At 61.8% G+C, this 16,950-nt stretch carries 12 protein-coding genes; 9 read left to right on the forward strand and 3 right to left on the reverse strand.

From position 1 onward, the window contains the following. Window positions 1-405: 405 nt before the first annotated feature. The 8 genes from VVD49_RS12095 (at window position 406) to VVD49_RS12130 (ending at window position 12,173) form a co-directional block, all read left to right on the forward strand. On the forward strand, window positions 406-2,238 hold the full coding sequence (locus VVD49_RS12095) for a TOL_0244 family TonB-dependent receptor (RefSeq protein ID WP_327599434.1): 1,833 nt from the start codon (window positions 406-408) through the stop codon (window positions 2,236-2,238). A gap of 59 nt (window positions 2,239-2,297) precedes the next feature. Then, window positions 2,298-2,855 carry a TOL_0243 family YfiR-like periplasmic protein gene (locus tag VVD49_RS12100; RefSeq protein WP_327599435.1) on the forward strand — a complete coding sequence of 186 codons (558 nt, stop codon included), beginning with the start codon at window positions 2,298-2,300 and terminating at the stop codon, window positions 2,853-2,855. Then, complete coding sequence (locus VVD49_RS12105) at window positions 2,852-4,759, forward strand: sensor histidine kinase, YfiR-like protein-associated (RefSeq protein ID WP_327599436.1); 1,908 nt, start codon at window positions 2,852-2,854, stop codon at window positions 4,757-4,759. Before VVD49_RS12100 ends, VVD49_RS12105 begins: the two co-directional genes overlap by 4 nt. Next, entirely contained in the window at window positions 4,746-5,189 is a 444-nt protein-coding gene (locus tag VVD49_RS12110) for a response regulator (RefSeq protein ID WP_327599437.1), read from the forward strand. Before VVD49_RS12105 ends, VVD49_RS12110 begins: the two co-directional genes overlap by 14 nt. A 66-nt stretch (window positions 5,190-5,255) precedes the next feature. Next, on the forward strand, window positions 5,256-7,361 hold the full coding sequence (locus tag VVD49_RS12115; protein WP_327599438.1) for a putative bifunctional diguanylate cyclase/phosphodiesterase: 2,106 nt from the start codon (window positions 5,256-5,258) through the stop codon (window positions 7,359-7,361). A gap of 253 nt (window positions 7,362-7,614) precedes the next feature. Next, on the forward strand, window positions 7,615-10,563 hold the full coding sequence (locus VVD49_RS12120) for a putative bifunctional diguanylate cyclase/phosphodiesterase (protein WP_327599439.1): 2,949 nt from the start codon (window positions 7,615-7,617) through the stop codon (window positions 10,561-10,563). A gap of 27 nt (window positions 10,564-10,590) precedes the next feature. Next, the gene (locus VVD49_RS12125; RefSeq protein ID WP_327599440.1) at window positions 10,591-11,358 is read left to right on the forward strand and encodes a substrate-binding periplasmic protein; all 768 of its coding nucleotides are present in this window, start codon (window positions 10,591-10,593) and stop codon (window positions 11,356-11,358) included. A gap of 98 nt (window positions 11,359-11,456) precedes the next feature. Beyond that, window positions 11,457-12,173, forward strand: coding sequence for a DUF3047 domain-containing protein (locus tag VVD49_RS12130; RefSeq protein WP_327599441.1), 717 nt, complete (start codon window positions 11,457-11,459; stop codon window positions 12,171-12,173). A 17-nt stretch (window positions 12,174-12,190) separates the two neighbouring features. Here the strand turns inward: VVD49_RS12130 and VVD49_RS12135 are convergent, their stop codons facing one another. Together VVD49_RS12135 and VVD49_RS12140 are read right to left on the reverse strand one after the other, a co-directional pair. Then, window positions 12,191-12,541, reverse strand: coding sequence for a hypothetical protein (locus tag VVD49_RS12135; protein ID WP_327599442.1), 351 nt, complete (start codon window positions 12,539-12,541; stop codon window positions 12,191-12,193). A gap of 201 nt (window positions 12,542-12,742) precedes the next feature. Then, entirely contained in the window at window positions 12,743-13,360 is a 618-nt protein-coding gene (locus VVD49_RS12140; RefSeq protein ID WP_327599443.1) for a hypothetical protein, read from the reverse strand. A 299-nt stretch (window positions 13,361-13,659) separates the two neighbouring features. Here VVD49_RS12140 and VVD49_RS12145 point away from each other — a divergent pair, with 299 nt between their 5' ends. Then, the gene (locus VVD49_RS12145) at window positions 13,660-14,628 is read left to right on the forward strand and encodes a bile acid:sodium symporter family protein (RefSeq protein WP_327599444.1); all 969 of its coding nucleotides are present in this window, start codon (window positions 13,660-13,662) and stop codon (window positions 14,626-14,628) included. 27 nt (window positions 14,629-14,655) lie between these two features. On the opposite strand, the gene ppk1 is transcribed toward VVD49_RS12145, so the two are convergent. Further along, window positions 14,656-16,761 carry a polyphosphate kinase 1 gene (gene ppk1 / locus VVD49_RS12150; protein WP_327599445.1) on the reverse strand — a complete coding sequence of 702 codons (2,106 nt, stop codon included), beginning with the start codon at window positions 16,759-16,761 and terminating at the stop codon, window positions 14,656-14,658. Window positions 16,762-16,950 lie beyond the last annotated feature (189 nt).

Raw genomic sequence — 16,950 nt, forward strand, 5'->3', positions numbered from 1 at the left:
GGCTGTTCAGGGCGTTGAGCGCGCATTCTGCCCGTCGAATCTCGCGGCTATACTGTCGAGCCGCCCGTTTTATGCGATTTGCAAGCTGTTGTGCAAAGCAGGAACGGCTTCAGGACGCGTCTTTGCGGCCGATGTTCAAAGAATCGTTGTGAGAGGTGGCGGGCATTCGACGCGGTGTTCGACGCAAGCTTTCAGGGGAGGGGCAAGGTGCGCAGGCATGTCACGTGTTCTTTCTGCCGGGAATGGTCGGGGGCCGGGCGCTCCGTGACACTCGCCGGTAAGTTTGCCGTTGGCCCAGCTGTCCGTTTTTCTTTCTCTGCACTCGTTCCATCTCCTGGCTGCCACGGGTTGCGAGGTTTATCGGCGATCGCCCGTGGTTTGCTTATCGGTGGCCTGATTGGCTGTGTGCCGACGCTCGCCGCCGCAACGACCAAAGATGAGCTATCCGACCTGAGCCTGGAGCAGCTGTCCAGCATCAGGGTGACGTCCGTCTCGCGGCGCCCCGAGCCGCTGGCCAAAGCCGCTGCTTCGATCTATGTGATCACTGCCGACGACATACGCCGCTCAGGCGCGCGTAGCCTGCCCGAGGTCTTGCGGCTGGCTCCCAATCTCCAGGTCGCGCGTCTGAACGGGCGCGAATATGCCATCAGCGCCCGCGGGTTCAATTCGACGGCCGCCAACAAGTTGCTGGTGCAGCTCGATGGCCGCTCGCTCTACACGCCCTTGTTTTCGGGTGTGCTGTGGGATGCGCAGGATGTTTTCCTGCCCGATGTCGATCGCATCGAGGTGATCAGTGGGCCGGGCGCCACTTTGTGGGGTTCAAACGCCGTCAATGGCGTCATCAACATCATCACGCGCCGGGCAAGCGAGACGCAGGGCGGGTTGGCGACCGCGTCCACCGGCACCCAGCAGCATGATGCGGCTGCGCGTTACGGTGCGCGGGCGGGCGCTGGCTCGGCCTATCGCTTCTATGCCAAGCGCGACAATTACGAACAGACTGAACGGGCAGATGGTGTCGGCGCCTCGGACGCCTGGCAGAAAACCCAGGCCGGCTTCCGTTTCGACATTGGCGAAGCCGGCAATGGGTACACAGTGTCGGGCGACGCCTATGACGGCTCGGCTGACCCGGTCCGCCCGGAGCGGCAAACCCTGACCGGCGCCAACTTGTTGCTGCGCTGGAGCGGTGAGACGTCGGCAGGTAGTCGTCAGACGGTGCGTTTCATCTACGACAATACCCATCGCCATGCGCCCGGCGTATTCGAAGAGCATCTGAATATTTTCGATGTGCTCGGCCAGCATGACATGAAGATCAGCGAGCGCCAGAATTTCATTTTTGGCGCGAGCTACCGTATGGCGCAGGATAGTGTGAGCAATGGCACGGCGCTGACCCTGTTGCCCGCCGAAAAGACCTTGCGCTGGGGCAGCGTGTTCGCGCAGGACGATCTGATGCTCTTCGACAGGACGCGCGCTTCGGCGGGCCTGCGTGCGGAGTACAACGGTTATACGCATTGGGAATTTCTGCCGAACCTGCGCCTGAGTCACGGCATCAGCGACGACGTGGTGATCTGGAGTGGCCTGTCGCGTTCCGTGCGGGCACCGAGCCGCATCGATCGCGATCTATATACGCCGGAGAAGCCTCCCTATCTCGTGGCCGGTGGGCCGGACTTCGAGTCCGAGATTGCGAACACGGCCGAGATCGGCTTGCGTGCGCAGGCAAGCCAGTCCTTGTCGTATTCGCTGACGACCTTCTATGAGCGCTTCCGCAAGTTGCGCGCAGGGCGTATCAATGGCAATGGTGCGCTGGAGTTCAACAATGGCTTGAGTGGCCACACCTACGGGCTGGAAGGCTGGGCGACGTATCGCCTGAACCGGGCGTGGCGGTTCGACGCAGGCTTCGTAAGCATGCGTCAGAAATACGCAGCCGATCCGGGCAGCATCGGCGAGCAGAGCTCCCTTGGCAATGACCCGAAATATCAGTGGCAGGCGCGTAGTACCTGGGACGCATCCAGCAAGCTGAGCTTCACGGCAAATCTGCGGCATGTCGCTGCGCTACCGCAGCCGGTCGTGCCTTCCTATACCGCGCTGGACATCAACGGGGCGTACCGCATCCTGAGTGATACCAGCCTGACGCTGGCCGTGCTGAACGCACAGGGTGGCGAGCACCGCGAGTTCGGGACGGTGCAGACCGGCAGCGAGTATGGTCCGGCGGTTTATCTTGGCTTGAGCGTGGGGTTCTGATGCGGGGCGGCCACGACATCCTCCGCTTCGTTCTGACTGGCATGTGCCTGATGCGGCCCTTGCGCAGGCTGCTGTTGCAAGCGGGGCTTGCCGTTGCGTTGCTGGCCGGCGTCATCGGGATTGCCAGCGCAGACGTGCCGGAGGGGCCGTCCGAGGCCAAGGTCAAAGCGACGTTCCTGTTCAAGTTCACGAGCTACGTGGATTGGCCATCCATCGCATTCGAGCAGGCTGATGCGCCCCTTGTCATTTGCGTCGTGGATGCCGACGAGGTGGCCAGCGAGTTATTGCGCCTGACGGCGGGCCGCTCGGTCAGTGGCCATGCCATCCAGGTGAAGCGCGTGTCGGGCGGTGATGCCATTGTGCGCAGTCATGTGCTGTTTGTCGGCACCGCGGCCAGCAGCCGACTTGGCCGCATATTGAGTGCCACACGCAATCAGCCTGTGCTGACTGTTACCGAACTGGATGATGCGCTGGCCTTCGGCAGCGTCATCAATTTCGTGCTGATCGATGATCAGGTGCGCTTCGATGTCTCGCTGCCGGCGGCGGAGCGTGGCGCTCTCAAAATCAGCTCCCGCCTGTTGAGCGTGGCGCGCCAGGTCGTTACGGTGACCCCATGACGACAGGCATCCCCGTTCATTCCATCCGTTTGAAGATCATGCTGGTGGTGCTCATCACCACCTTCTTCTCCTTGCTGATCGCTGGCACCGCCATGATGCTGAATGACTGGCGGCAGTATCGCGGCTTCGTGGCGACGGAGCTGGCGACCCTGGCCAATGTGGTCAATCGCGCCAGCGCGCCAGCCCTGGCGTTCAACGACAAGAAGGAAGCCGCCGAGAACCTGGCCTTGCTGGAGGCAGCCCCCGCGGTCAAGGCAGCCGCCATCTACACGGCCAAGGGGGAGCTGTTCGCTTCCTATGCCAAACGCGACGGCGAGGAGCACATCATTCCGCGCTTGCCGGGTGTCGAAGGCCTGCACGAGGAGGGGGGGCGCCTGAGCCTGTACCAGCGGATGGTGGATAACGAGGAAATCCTCGGCACCTTGTTCATCGAGAGTTCGAGCGACGCAAGCCATCGTCTGCTGGCCTCTCTGGGGATCCTGCTGGCCGTGATGGTGTTGAGCCTGCTGGTGGCCTTCCTGCTTTCCAACAGGCTGCAGCGGTCAGTGACGGGGCCCGTGCTGTCCGTCACCGAAGTGGCGCGTCGCGTTGTCGACGGCCGGGACTTCACCTTGCGCGCGCAGAAAACCAGCAGCGACGAGATCGGCTTTCTGGTGGAAGCCTTCAACGACATGCTGGCTGAAATCGGCAAGCGTGCAGTGGCGCTGGAAGCGTCCAACCAGGCGTTGGCGCAGGAAGTGAGTGATCGCAACGCTGCACAGCGCGCGCTACAGGTCAGCGAACGCCGCAATCGTGTGCTGGTCTCGGCCAGTGCGGCGGTTACCTGGCTGGCTGACGAGCATGGCGCCTGGCGCAGCGAACACCCCCAATGGGAGGCCTACACGGGCCAGAGCTCGCAGGCTTATATGGGTTTGGGCTGGCGTAACGCGTTTCACGTGGATGACCGGGAGACGATGGACCTGGCCTGGGCTCAGGCGCTGGCCGAAGGCCAGGCTTTCGAGATCGAGGTGCGCTTGTGGCATCAGGCCACGCGGGAATGCCGTTTCGTGACACTGCGCGCCGTTGCCAGTATTGATGACAATGGCAAGGCGATGGAGTGGATCGGCTCCATCTCCGACATTCACGACAGGCGTACGGCCGAAGAGATGGCGCGTACGCTCAATCGCGAGCTGGAGCAGCGTGTGACGCAGCGCACCGCCCAGCTCGAAGAAGCCAATCGGGAGCTGGAGAGTTTCAGCTATTCCGTTTCGCATGATTTGCGCTCCCCCGTGCGCGCTGTCACGGGGTTCTCGAAAATCCTGGCGCAGGATGCGAGCAGCACGCTCAGTGCGGAAGGGTTGCGCCTGCTCGGCATCATCCAGAGCGAAGCTGCCCGCATGGGGGCCTTGATCGATGATCTGCTGACTTTCTCGCGGCTTGGCCGCAAAGCTATCCAGCCCACCGTGCTGGACATGCACGGCCTGGCGGAATCGACGTTCTCCACGCTGGCTGCCCAGCATCAGGGGCCTGTTGCCGAATTGCTGCTGGGAACCTTGCCAGAGGTTGAAGGAGACCGCTCCCTGATCGCGCAGGTGTGGAGCAATCTGCTCTCCAATGCACTGAAGTTCAGCGCCAAGCGGGAGCGCCCGCTGATCGAGATTGGCTCCATCTCGGAAGACGATGATTATGTATTCTTCGTACGCGACAACGGTGCCGGTTTCGACCCTCGCTACAAGGCGAAATTGTTCGGGGTCTTCCAGCGTCTGCACGACGCATCTGATTTTGCTGGCACGGGCGTGGGACTTGCGCTGGTGCACCGCATTATCACCCGGCATGGCGGGCGGGTATGGGCAGATAGCGTGCTCGACCAGGGGGCCACGTTCTATTTCACGCTACCGAAGGAGTTTGACCATGGAAGAAATTGAGCATGTTGAAATCCTGCTCGTCGAGGACAACCCCCTCGACGCGGAGTTGAGCATGCGTGGTCTGCAAAGCGCAAAGTTGTTCAACCGCATCATCTGGCTGAAGGATGGGCAGGAGGCACTCGACTACGTCTATTGCCGGGGAGCCTATGCCCAGCGCGCGGCAGCTCTGCCGGGCCTGATCCTGCTGGACCTGAAGATGCCGCGCGTCGACGGACTCGAGGTTCTGGCGACGCTCAAGGGCGATCCCGAAACAAAAAGTATCCCCGTGGTCGTGATGACCTCTTCACAAGAGGAAAAGGATGTCGTTAAGAGCTACGACCTCGGTGCGAACAGCTATGTCGTCAAGCCGGTGAACTTTGAAGATCTGACCGAAGTTGCGCGCCAGGCAGGCATGTACTGGCTGGCAATCAATCATCGTGCTGGAAACTGAAGACGGTTTGTCGAGGTCGTAACTCGTCGTGACGTGGCAGGTGGGAAAAGCAGCATGAACCCTGAAATGAAAGAAGACGCATTTTCTACACAGGAGCAGTTACGTATCCTGCTCGTCGAGGACTCAGCTCTGGATGCCGAGCTCGTCTCCTACGAGTTGTCGCGTCACAAGCTGCAGTTCGTCACGCGGCGGGTGTGGAGCGAAGCCGACCTGGTCATGACGCTGGCCGAGTTCGAGCCCAATATCATCCTGTCCGACTATTCCATGCCCAGCATGAACGGCCTGCGTTCGCTGGAGATAGCCCACGAACTGGCAAGTGATGTGCCCTTCATTTTCGTCTCCGGCACCATCGGCGAGGAGCGGGCCATCGAAGCGCTGAGAAATGGCGCGACCGACTACGTATTGAAGACCAATCTCGGCCGGCTCGGGCCCGCCGTGCGCCGCGCGCTGCGCGAGACGGCTGACCGGGATGCCCGCCACGCACTTGAAGTAGCCCGCCAGCAGCTCGCAACCATTCTCGAGGCAACGCCGGACTTCGTCTCCATCTGCGATGTGGACATGACGATGAAGTACATCAACGCAGGCGGCCAGAAAGTGCTCGATCTGCAGGTGTTGCCGCCGCATGGTCTGAATGCAAGCGAGTACCTGCCGGCAGCAACGCGCGAGTTGCTGATGCGCGAAGCCATGCCGCACGCCATGCAGTTCGGTACCTGGCGCGGCGAGACCGAGTTGATGAACCTGCATGGCGAGTACATTCCGGTGTCGCTGGTGCTGATCGCGCATCCGAATCCGGATGGCTCGATCGAGTTTCTGTCGACGATTGCGCGAGATGTGCGTGACCGCAAGGAATACGAATCGCGCATCCGCTACCTCGCCAACTACGACGCCTTGACGGGGCTACCGAATCGCAGCCTGTTGCTCGATCGCACCGTGCAGGCCATCCATCATGGCCAGCGCAGTGGTCAGCAGCTGGCGCTGCTGGCAGTCGACCTCGATCGTTTCACCCTCATCAATGAGAGTTTTGGTCAGGCCACCGGCGACCAGGTGTTGCGCGAGGTGGCCAGTCGCATACAGCAGCATGTGGGTCAGGAAGACACCGTGGCGCGGGTCTCCGCCGATACCTTCGTCGTGTTGCTGACGGATGCGGCCCGTTCTGACGATGTGTTATTGCTGGCCAACGAGCTCATCGAGGCCATCGGCCTGCCGTTGCAGCTGAAAGATCGCGAACTGCAGATTGGCGCCACGGCGGGTATTTCGCTGTTCCCGCGCGATGGCGAAGACATGGAGACCCTGCTGCGCAATGCCAACTCCGCGCTACATCGGGCCAAGACCCAACGCGGCGGCGGTGCCCAGTTCTACAACACACAGATGACCGATGAGGCCATCAATCGCATCGAGGCCGAAGCCAACGTGCGTCAGGCCCTGCGTCGCAACGAGCTGGTGCTGTTCTTCCAGCCGCAGTTCGAGGTCGGTTCGCGGCGCGTCACGGGTGTCGAGGCCTTGTTGCGCTGGGTGCATCCGGGGCGCGGCATCGTGCCGCCTGTGCAGCTGATTCCGATCGCAGAGGAGATCGGCTTGATGCCGCTGGTCGGCGACTGGGTCCTGGAAACAGCCTGCAAGCAGGCTGTGGCGTGGGACAAGCTGGGCTACGCGCCGATCCGTATGAGTGTCAATGTGTCGGTCAGCCAGCTGCATGCCGGCAATCTCGTTGATCGCGTGAAATGGATTCTCAAGACAACGGGCCTGCCGCCATCCCGACTGGAGCTCGAGATCACCGAAAGCGGGCTGATGCAGAACGTGGCCGAGAGCACCCTGGTGCTCGAACAGCTGAAGGCGCTCGGCCTGTTCATCGCCATTGACGATTTCGGCACTGGCTATTCCAGCCTCAGCTACTTGTCGCGCCTGCCCATCGACCGGCTCAAGATCGACCAGTCCTTCATCGCGCGCATGGTTTCGGACAAGCATGATCGTGAGATCGTGCAGGCCGTGCTCTCCCTCGCGCACGTGCTGGAACTGGACGTGATTGCCGAGGGCGTGGAAACCGAAGAGCAACTGTCGTTTCTGAAGGCCAATGGTTGCCCGCAGGCACAGGGGTACCTCATGTCACGTCCGCTCGCGGCCGAAAAGCTGGCCGCCTTCTTCGACAAGCGGCCGCAGCCTCTCGAAGGCTGAAAACCGGCCACGAGACGCCGGGGCTTACCCGTGAAAGCGTGGTTGCGCTGCCCCGCCGGGCAGCGGCGGTTCGAGCTGAGCGTACTCTGGGGCAGAATCAGGGGCTAAACCTTTGTGGCATTCGGGTCGATAAGGCACAGTAAGCCCTGAGGGGCGTCGCAGATTCCGGGGGGAGTTTGCGATCTGGTTGCCTGCCGAGCCTTCCAGTTTTGACTTGCCCGCCGACAAACTCGTTGCCGACTGAGCTTTGCCCATGAATTTCATCCTGCGCCCTGTCGAGGCTCTGCTGCAAAGACTCAGTCTTGAACGCAAGGTGCTGGTCTTGCTCGGGTTCAGCATGGGACTGGTCATGCTGGTGTCCGCAGTCCTCATGGCCTGGGGAGTACTTGTCTATTACGAGCTGTCGGTCAGCCGTAGCTTCGACAACGTGCAGGCCGAGCTGGGCACGGCGCTCAAGCGGCAGGTAGCGCAAAGTCAGCGCATCGTCAGCGAGCTGGCGGCTGACTCCACGCTGGCATTGCGCCTCGATTCCATCACCGCGCTGTACGGCCGCCGTGACATCAACGCTGCAGACTTCATCGCCGACCAACAGGCCATTGTCCTGCGTCTGGCGCACGTCGGTTTCACCCTCAAGGCGCTGGTCGTTGCCTATGATCGCGACGGCGAGCCGCTCGGCTATTTCGACAGCCGTGGCGAGCATTTCGCGATGGGGCGTTTCACCTCGCCCTTGTTTGGCCAGATCACCACGGGTGGTGCCGAGCCTTTGCCAACCAATGCAGGGGCTGGCCCGCTGCGGCCCGTGCTGCGTTCGGAGCTGGCCTTGCCGGCTTACGACCGTGGTCTGCTGTGGCGCATGGTTGACGGCGAGCTGACGCAGGCAGCCGTGGCACCCGTGGTCGCCCAGTTCGACGACAAGCGACGCCAGGTCGGGTACGTCGGCATTTTCGTCACCAAGGTCAGCGAAGACATCAAGGAGGCCGCGGCGCGCGAAGGTTTCGAAACCCTGTGGCTGTTGCCGGGCAACCGCCGCCTCGGTGACGTGACGCAAATACCCGAAGATGAGGTGCTGCGCGAAGCGCCCGATCTGGCCACGCAGGTCTACACGAATCATCCCGTGACGACGGCAGCTTCCCTGGGTCGCTTCGGCAACTGGCGGAACTACGGCCGTGCCTTTGCCTTGTCGTTCGTGCCCGAGTTTTCCGGGGGCAGGGGACGGCTGATCCTGTTGCATGACAAAGCCACCATGCGCTTGCGCGCCTTGCTGGTGTTTCTCGCCGCCTTGTTTGTCCCCTTGCTGGCCTGCGCGCTGGCTGCCGTGCCCTGCCTGCGCCTGGCGCGCCGCTATATCGTCAAGCCTGTCGTGGAGTTGGCTGGCGAGATCGATGCCGTCAAGGATGGGCGCTACGTGCGTAACGAGGCTGAAAAGCCGATGCTGCCCGAGAATGATGAAGTGGTGCACGTGCATCGCGTACTGGGTGAGCTGGCTGACGAACTTGGCCGGCGCGAGCGTGAGTCATGGATCTGGACCTCGGTGTTCCGCAAGACACGCGAAGCGATTTTCGTGACAGATCTCGAAGGCAACGTGGTTTACGTGAACCAGGCTTTCACCGATGTCTCCGGCACGACGGAAGAGGAAGCCGTCGACCGGCCTGCCAGCTTCCTGCGCACCGGTCTGCATGACGAAGCTTTCTACGAAGAGATGTGGCAGGCCCTGCGCGTGCATGGCCATTGGGCGGGAGAAGTGTGGGACCAGCGTCGCGATGGCACGGCGTATCCGCAATGGCTTTCCATGAGCCCCGTCACCAATCGCGATGGTGCCATCACCAATTACGCGGGCATCTTCAGCGACATCTCCGAGCGCAAGGCGCAGGAGGAGCGCATCAGCTACATGGCGCACCATGACACGCTGACCGGCCTGCCGAACCGGGCCATGTTGATGGAACGCCTGCGGGTGGCCTTGCTGCATGCCGAGCGTGAGGGCCATCAGGTCGCTGTGCTGTTCATCGACCTCGACCGCTTCAAGATCATCAACGACACGCTCGGGCACTCGGTCGGCGATGGTTTGCTGCAAACGGTGGCCGAGCGCCTCAAGCGTGCCGTGCGCGCATCCGATACCGTCTCTCGTCTCGGAGGCGATGAGTTCATCGTCATGCTCTACAAGGTGCGTTCGATACAGGACGCCGAGCGGGTTGCCGAACATATCCTGGGCGTGCTCGCGCCGACGGCCCGTGTCGAGGGCCATGAGCTGGCCATCACCCCGTCGATCGGCATTGCGGCCTATCCAGAGAATGGTGTCGACGCCGATGAGCTGATCCGCAATGCGGACGTTGCCATGTATCACGCCAAGGCACAGGGCCGGAACAACTACCAGCTGTTTGAACCCTCTCTGTCGGAGACTGCGGTCGAGAGCCTGTCGCTCGAGCACGCATTGCGCTGCGCTGCGGATCGCGACGAATTCACGCTCTACTATCAACCGCAGATCGAGGTCGCCACGCGCAAACTCGTCGGCGTCGAGGCGCTGATCCGTTGGGAGAGCGAAGAGTTCGGCGTTGTGCCGCCCGGAAAATTCATCCGCATCGCCGAAGAGTGCGGCCTGATCCTGCAGATCGGCGACTGGGTGCTGCGCGAGTCCTGCCGCCAGCGTGCCGAGTGGAATGCGGATGGCATCGGTTCGTTCCCGGTGGCGGTCAACGTGTCGGCGCTGCAGTTCCGCCAACCCGAGTTCGTACGGCGCGTCGAAGAAGCGATGCAGCTTTATGGCATCAAGGCTGAGCAGCTCGAACTTGAGCTCACCGAGAGCATCGTCATGCACGAGTCCGGCGTCACGGCCGCGGCGCTGGAGAAGCTCAAGACCATGGGCATATCGCTGGCGATCGATGACTTCGGCACGGGCTACTCCAGCCTCGGCTACCTCAAGCACCTGCCGATCCAGAAGCTCAAGGTCGACGGCTCTTTCATCCGTGGTATCGAAACCGACAAGGCCGACCGCGCCATCGTCGAAGCCATCGTGTCCCTCGGCCGTGCGCTGAACCTGACGCTGGTGGCAGAAGGGGTCGAGCAGCGCAGTACGATTACGCTTCTTGGCAAGCTCGGCTGCCACGTTGCGCAGGGCTATCTGTATTGCCGCCCGCTGCCGCCCGAAGATTTCGTTGCCTGGTACCGCGAATTCTGCGGCGAAGGCAAACGCTTATCGGTGGCCTGAGTTCCATATCGCATGCGGAGCGTCCGCTTGTGGCGAAGTGCCTGGTGTGCGCTGTCATTGTTGACGCTGGCCTCTTCCGCTTCCCACGCAGAGACCGTCAGTGTGGTGAGTCCGGATTACTGGTGCCCCTATAGCTGCAAGGCAGGTAGCCCGCGCGAGGGTTATATCGTGGATGTGCTGCGCCAGATTCTTGAACGGCACGGTCACGTTCTCAGGTACGAGAACGAGAACTATGCGCGGGCGTTGCAGGAAGCCCGGCAGGGACGCTACACGCTGATCACCACGGTGTATCCCGAGGAGGCGCCGGGCTTTTCTTTCACGCACGAACCGATTGCCAGGGCGAGCTACTGCTTCTATACGCGCGTCGGCAATCCCTGGCGCTATACGGGCCCTGCGTCACTGGAACACGTCCGCATCGGCGTCATCAAGGGCTACAGCTACGGACCGCAGCTGAACAAACTCATTCAAGGCAAGCCTGACAGCTTCGACCTGCAGACAGGGGACGCGCTCACTTCGCGCCTCGCTGCCATGGTTTTCATGTCACGACTGGATGGCTTCATTGAAGACGACAATGTGGTGCGCCATCTGCTTGCGACACAGCCCCAGATCCAGCTCAAGGAGTCGGGGTGCTTTGCGCAGGATTTCACCTACGTGGCGGTGTCTCCCAGATTTGGCAACTCACGCGAACTGGCTGAGTTGATTGACAAGGAGCTTCGCTCCCTGCGCAAGAGCGGGCAACTCAAGGAGATCCTGTCGCGCTATGGATTGACGGACTGGGCGCCGCCGCGGCGTTGATTGCCCACAGACGCGTCGTCTGACGGTCTTGCTCCTGTGCTGCCCGGGATGGCCAGGCCGGATGCAGTAAGATGCCCGCTTGGCATAGGAGATTGCGCATGACCCGAGTTCCCTTCTTTCTTGGCACCCTGATACTGACTTGCCTGAGCGGACAGGTCAGCGCCCAGGACGCCTGTACGCCTCGCTCACTCGGTTTCGGCGCAGGCGGCGCCAGCTGGGAGCATCGCCCGTTGTCCAAAATGAAGAAGGATACGCGCTACGGCGTAGTGGAAGAGGGCGGGAGCAGCATCCTGCACGCCGAGGCAGAGGGTTCGGCTTCGTTCGACGCGACAGCCTTCAAGCCCGCTATCCCCGCGCAGCCTGTGTTGGCCTGGCGCTGGCGCACGAGCGGGCCGATCCCCGGCGCCGACAACCGGGACAAGAGCAAGGAAGACTCGCCGCTTCGTGTCATCGTCGCCTTTGATGGCGACATCGAGACCTTGCCGGCCGTTGAGAAGCGTCGTTTCAGTCGCGCGAAGACTTTTCTCGGCAAAGACCTGCCTTATGCCGTGCTCATGTACACCTGGAGTGACAAGGTGCCCACCGGCAGCTTGATTCCTTCTGCTCACACCAGTCAGGTCAAGATGATTGCGATTGCGCCGGATACCGTGGGTGCCTGGCAGAGCGTGAGTCGCAATGTGATCGAGGATTACAAACGCGCCTGGGGCAAGGCGCCCGGCAAGCTACTTGGCGTTGCCGTCATGACCGACACGGACAACACCGGCGCCAAGGCTGCGGGCGACTACGCCGATCTGCGTCTGGCGTGTTCGCCCTGACCTGAAGACAGGCGTGTTCAACGCCCCATGCGACGGTTGTAGGCGCTAAGCCAGCGATCATTCAGCGTCGGGTTGATTTCACGCGAGTCGGGTGCGTTGAAGCTCACCTGCAAGCTGCCATCGTTTTGCCGTAGCAGCAGAATCACGACCGATGCACCAGCCTTGCTGCCAGTGATGCGGCCAGAGGCCTGATCTGCAGAGCTGATCTGCACGCCTGCATCGGCAGCCGCGCCCAGAGCAGCGTCCCACGAGCGGTCAAAACTCGCTGGGACCATTGTCGTCGTATACGGCGCAGGGTAGGGATAGACGCAGGCGGCGAGCGACGTGCACAGGCAGAGACTTGCAATCAGGCGAAATTGGCGTGTCATGTCGAATTTCCATTGGTTCCGATGGGGCTCATGGTAGCGCAGGGTTTCGGGGGCTACCAGCCACTTTGCATGATCGGCCATGCGTTGGTGGCGGGCCGAATTTCTTCATGAACGTCCGCTGGATCTGGCCGGCGGTATGCAGTTTGTCCCGAGGTGCCGGATGAATGCAGTGAGCGACCTCCCGGTATTCGCCTGCCGTGTTTATTGAACCCGGCCGCTGACGATCGTGACCGCATCGGTATTGGTGACCTGACCGTTGAAGTTCTTCGATTCCACGAAGTACTTGAGGACTACGCCGGAGCCCGTCACCGTCGTGCCATTGCTGTTGACGAAGTGGCGTTCTGCTGCGATGCCCGTGCGGAGTGCCGTGATGGCCAGCTTCGGAACCTGTCCGTTCGAGAGGGTATTTGTGATGCGCTTGAGTTCCTGGGTAGGCATCAGCGCCGGGGAGGGCGGAAGGTTCGGGTCGGAGGGGATGTAATACACCGTGCGATTGACTTTGAGGACCAGCTCCTTGATGCCGCTCTCGTTGTCCGAGGCGGAGGCGGTGATATCCAGTTCGGAGGCGGTGGAGACGGTTGCGACCACGTTCTGCGGCCTGCCGGGTACCTGGCCGGTGGCCTCGCGACTTTCCTGCAGGTGGGTGCTCGATACGCCGGATTGGTCGACGGTAGTAAGCGATGTGTCGACCTTCACACTCGCCACGGGTGGTGTGGTGTCAGTCGTGCTGCCGGGATCAAAGGGGACGGTGGACGAGGGGCAGCCTTGCAAGCCAAGCGTCAATGCGCCCAGGGCGAGATATTTTGACTGTGGGTTCATGACAGATCCTTTCCTTGCAAGCGGGGGGCTCCGTAAAGGAATCTAGTTGTGCGCCTGCGCGGCATGCCGTGTCTTGCCCGGACGTACAGCACCGGATGCGGCCTTCGGGCTGGCTAGCGTGCATTTCCGGCAATTTCCTGCATGCCATAGCCCGCCGTCGCTGCTGCGCCTTGCCGCTGTGATGTTGTTTATCGTTCGGTTGATGCCCAAGCCCGGGCCAAATCCTCTACGCTGTCGGCCGGGCGACGCTTCGCTGTGCGATCGCTTGCATCCAGCTTTACCTTCATCAAGAAAATCTCATGTCACGCCCAAGTTACCTTCCGGACAATTTCACTCTCGCGCTCGTCACGACTGTCCTCATCGCTTCGCTGCTACCTTGCAAAGGGGAGGCGGCGCATGTGTTCAACATCGTCACCAATGTCGCGATCGGCCTGTTGTTCTTCCTGCACGGCGCCAAGCTGTCTCGCGAAGCGGTGATTGCCGGTGCGACGCACTGGCGGCTGCATCTGGTGGTGATGCTGAGCACGTTCGCGCTGTTTCCCCTGCTGGGGCTGGCCCTCAAGCCTGTGCTCGCCCCCTTGGTGACGCCCGAGCTCTATACCGGCATCCTGTTCCTGTGCGCGTTGCCTTCGACCGTGCAGTCATCGATTGCCTTTGTTGCCATCGCGCGTGGCAACGTGCCTGCCGCCGTGTGCAGTGCTTCCGCATCGAGCCTGCTCGGCATTTTCGTGACGCCCTTGCTGGTGGGGGTTTTGCTGGCAACGCATCACGATGCGGAGACGAATGCCTGGAAGAGCATTGCCGATATCTGCCTGCAGTTGCTGGTGCCCTTCATCGCGGGGCAGATCGCCCGCAAGTGGATCGGAGCCTGGGTAGATCGCAACAAGGGCATGCTCAAGTATGTCGATCAAGGCTCCATCCTGCTGGTGGTCTACACCGCGTTCAGCGAGGCGGTTAACCAGGGGTTGTGGCAACAGATGCCTTTGCCTGCCCTGGGCGGCCTGATCGTCGTCAGCCTAGTATTGCTGGCCATTGCTTTGGGAGTGACGCGCTTCGCCGCCAGGCGTCTCGGCTTCAGCAAGGAAGACGAGATCACCATTGTGTTCTGCGGCTCGAAGAAGAGCCTGGCCACCGGCGTGCCGATGGCCAAAGTCCTGTTCCCCGTGCATGCGGTGGGCGCTATCGTCTTACCGCTGATGCTGTTCCATCAGATACAGCTGATGGTCTGCGCGGTGCTGGCGCAGCGCTATGCGAAGCGTACGGACTGATGGATTCCGTCGGCCGAATTGACGGGGTCAACCCACAATACCGCCTACGCCACCGACTTCCCTGAGCAGCAGATCTTGCGCGCAGTGACGTGCGCCGCGACTGCTGCGCTTGCGGTAGGTGCCTGATTCGCCGTCCATCTCCCAGGCCTGGCTGTTGTCCATCAGGTAGGGCTTGAGGCCTTCCTTGATGACGCGGCGTTTGATCTTCGGATCGAGGATGGGGAAGGCGGCCTCGATGCGGCGGAAGAAGTTGCGATCCATCCAGTCGGCGCTGGAAAGGTAGAGCTTCTCCTCGCCATCGGCGTTGAAATAGAAGATGCGTGAGTGCTCAAGGAAGCGGCCGACGACGGAGCGCACCTTGATGTTCTCCGACATGCCTGGCACGCCGGGGCGTAGCGCGCAGGGGCCGCGTACGATGAGATCGATCTCCACGCCGGCTTGCGAGGCGTCGTACAGCGCCTGGATGGTCTCGCCTTCCATGAGCGCATTCATCTTGGCGATGATGCGGCCCTTGCGACCCTGACGAGCGATGTCGGCTTCCGCATCGATGGCGGCCACCACGCTGGGTTGCAGGGAGAAGGGGGCCTGCCACAGGTGACGCAGGGTCTCGGCGCGGCCGAGGCCGGTCAGCTGCTTGAAGACTTCGTGCGCGTCGGCGCCGATTTCCTCGTTGACCGTCATCAGGCCGAAGTCGGTATAGAAGCGCGTGGTGCGCGGGTGATAGTTGCCGGTGCCGAGGTGGACGTAGCGGCGCAGTATGCTTTTGCCATTTTCGTCTTCCTCGCGACGCACGATCAGCAGCATCTTGGCATGCGTCTTGTAGCCGAACACGCCGTACACGACGTGGGCGCCGGCATCTTCCAGCTTGGCCGCCCAGTTGATGTTGGCCTCTTCGTCGAAGCGCGCCATCAGCTCGACCACGACATTCACTTCCTTGCCCTTGCGCGCGGCGCGCAGCAACTGCTCCATCAGCACGGAGTCGGTGCCGGTGCGATACACGGTCATGCGGATGGCGAGCACCTGCGGATCGTCCGCAGCCGTGCTCAGCAGTTCGACGACGGGCGAGAAACTCTGGAAGGGGTGGTGCAGCAGGATGTCGCCCTTGCGGATGGCATCGAACATATTGCTGCGCTTGTCGAGGCCCTTGGGCAGCGCCGGCACGAATGGCGCGTACTTCAGGTCGGGGCGCTCGACCCAGTCGGGCACCTGCATCAGGCGCACGAGATTGACGATGCCGGGCACGCGATACAGCTCGTCACGGCCGAGTTCGAATTGCTGCAACAGGAAGTCGGTCATCTGCGGCGAGCAGTTGTCGGCGACTTCGAGACGCACGGCGTCGCCGAAGTTGCGCTGCTGCAATTCACCTTGCAGCGTCTTGCGCAGATCCTTCACTTCTTCTTCATCGACGAACAGGTCGCTGTTGCGCGTGACGCGGAACTGGTAGCAGCCGAGCACGTTCATGCCGGAGAACAATTCGCCGACATGCGCATGCACGACGGACGAGAGGAATACGAAGCCGTTGTCGACACCGGTCAGCTCGCGCGGCAGGCGGATCACGCGCGGCAGCGAACGCGGCGCCTGCACGATGGCGGCATTGCTGTTGCGACCGAAGGCATCGCGCCCTTCGAGTTCGACAGCAAAGTTCAAGCTCTTGTTGAGCACGCGCGGGAAGGGGTGGGCCGGATCGAGCCCGACCGGCGTCAGCACCGGCATGACTTCGTTGAGGAAGTGCTGGCCGATCCATTCGCGTTGCGCATCGGTCCACAGCGAGCGGCGGAAGAAGACGATGCCTTCCTGCTCCATGGCAGGCAGGATGTTGTCATTGAGCAGCGCGTATTGCTCGGCAACGATCTTGTGGACTTCGCCGCAGACTTCGTCATACAGCGCCTGCGGGCGGATGCCGCCGGGCAGCACGGTGCCGGTGCGAATCTGTTCTTTCAGGCCGGCGATGCGGATCTCGAAGAATTCGTCGAGGTTGCTTGAGACGATGCACAGGAACTTCAGCCGTTCGAGCAGCGGCACGGTTTCGTCGGCGGCCTGCGCCAGCACGCGTCGCTGGAAAGCCAGCAGGGAAACCTCGCGATTGATCAGGCCCTCGGGCGGGGCAACGCGTTTGTGGTCGGAATGGTTCATCGAGTGGCTTTCCGGAGTGGCCCGAATGCGGGAGCGGATATATGGGCGACCAGCACGGGGATGACTGGCCTCATGCCATGCTGATGCGGAGCAGTGGCTATTGTGTGACACTTTCATTGCAGTTTGGTTACGGCAATGGGCTGAAAAAAAGACGCCAATTCGTGCTTTGGGGCGGCATGCGATATCGGG

This window comes from Uliginosibacterium silvisoli, assembly GCF_036017035.1.
GTDB classification, from domain to species: Bacteria; Pseudomonadota; Gammaproteobacteria; order Burkholderiales; family Rhodocyclaceae; genus Viridibacterium; species Viridibacterium silvisoli.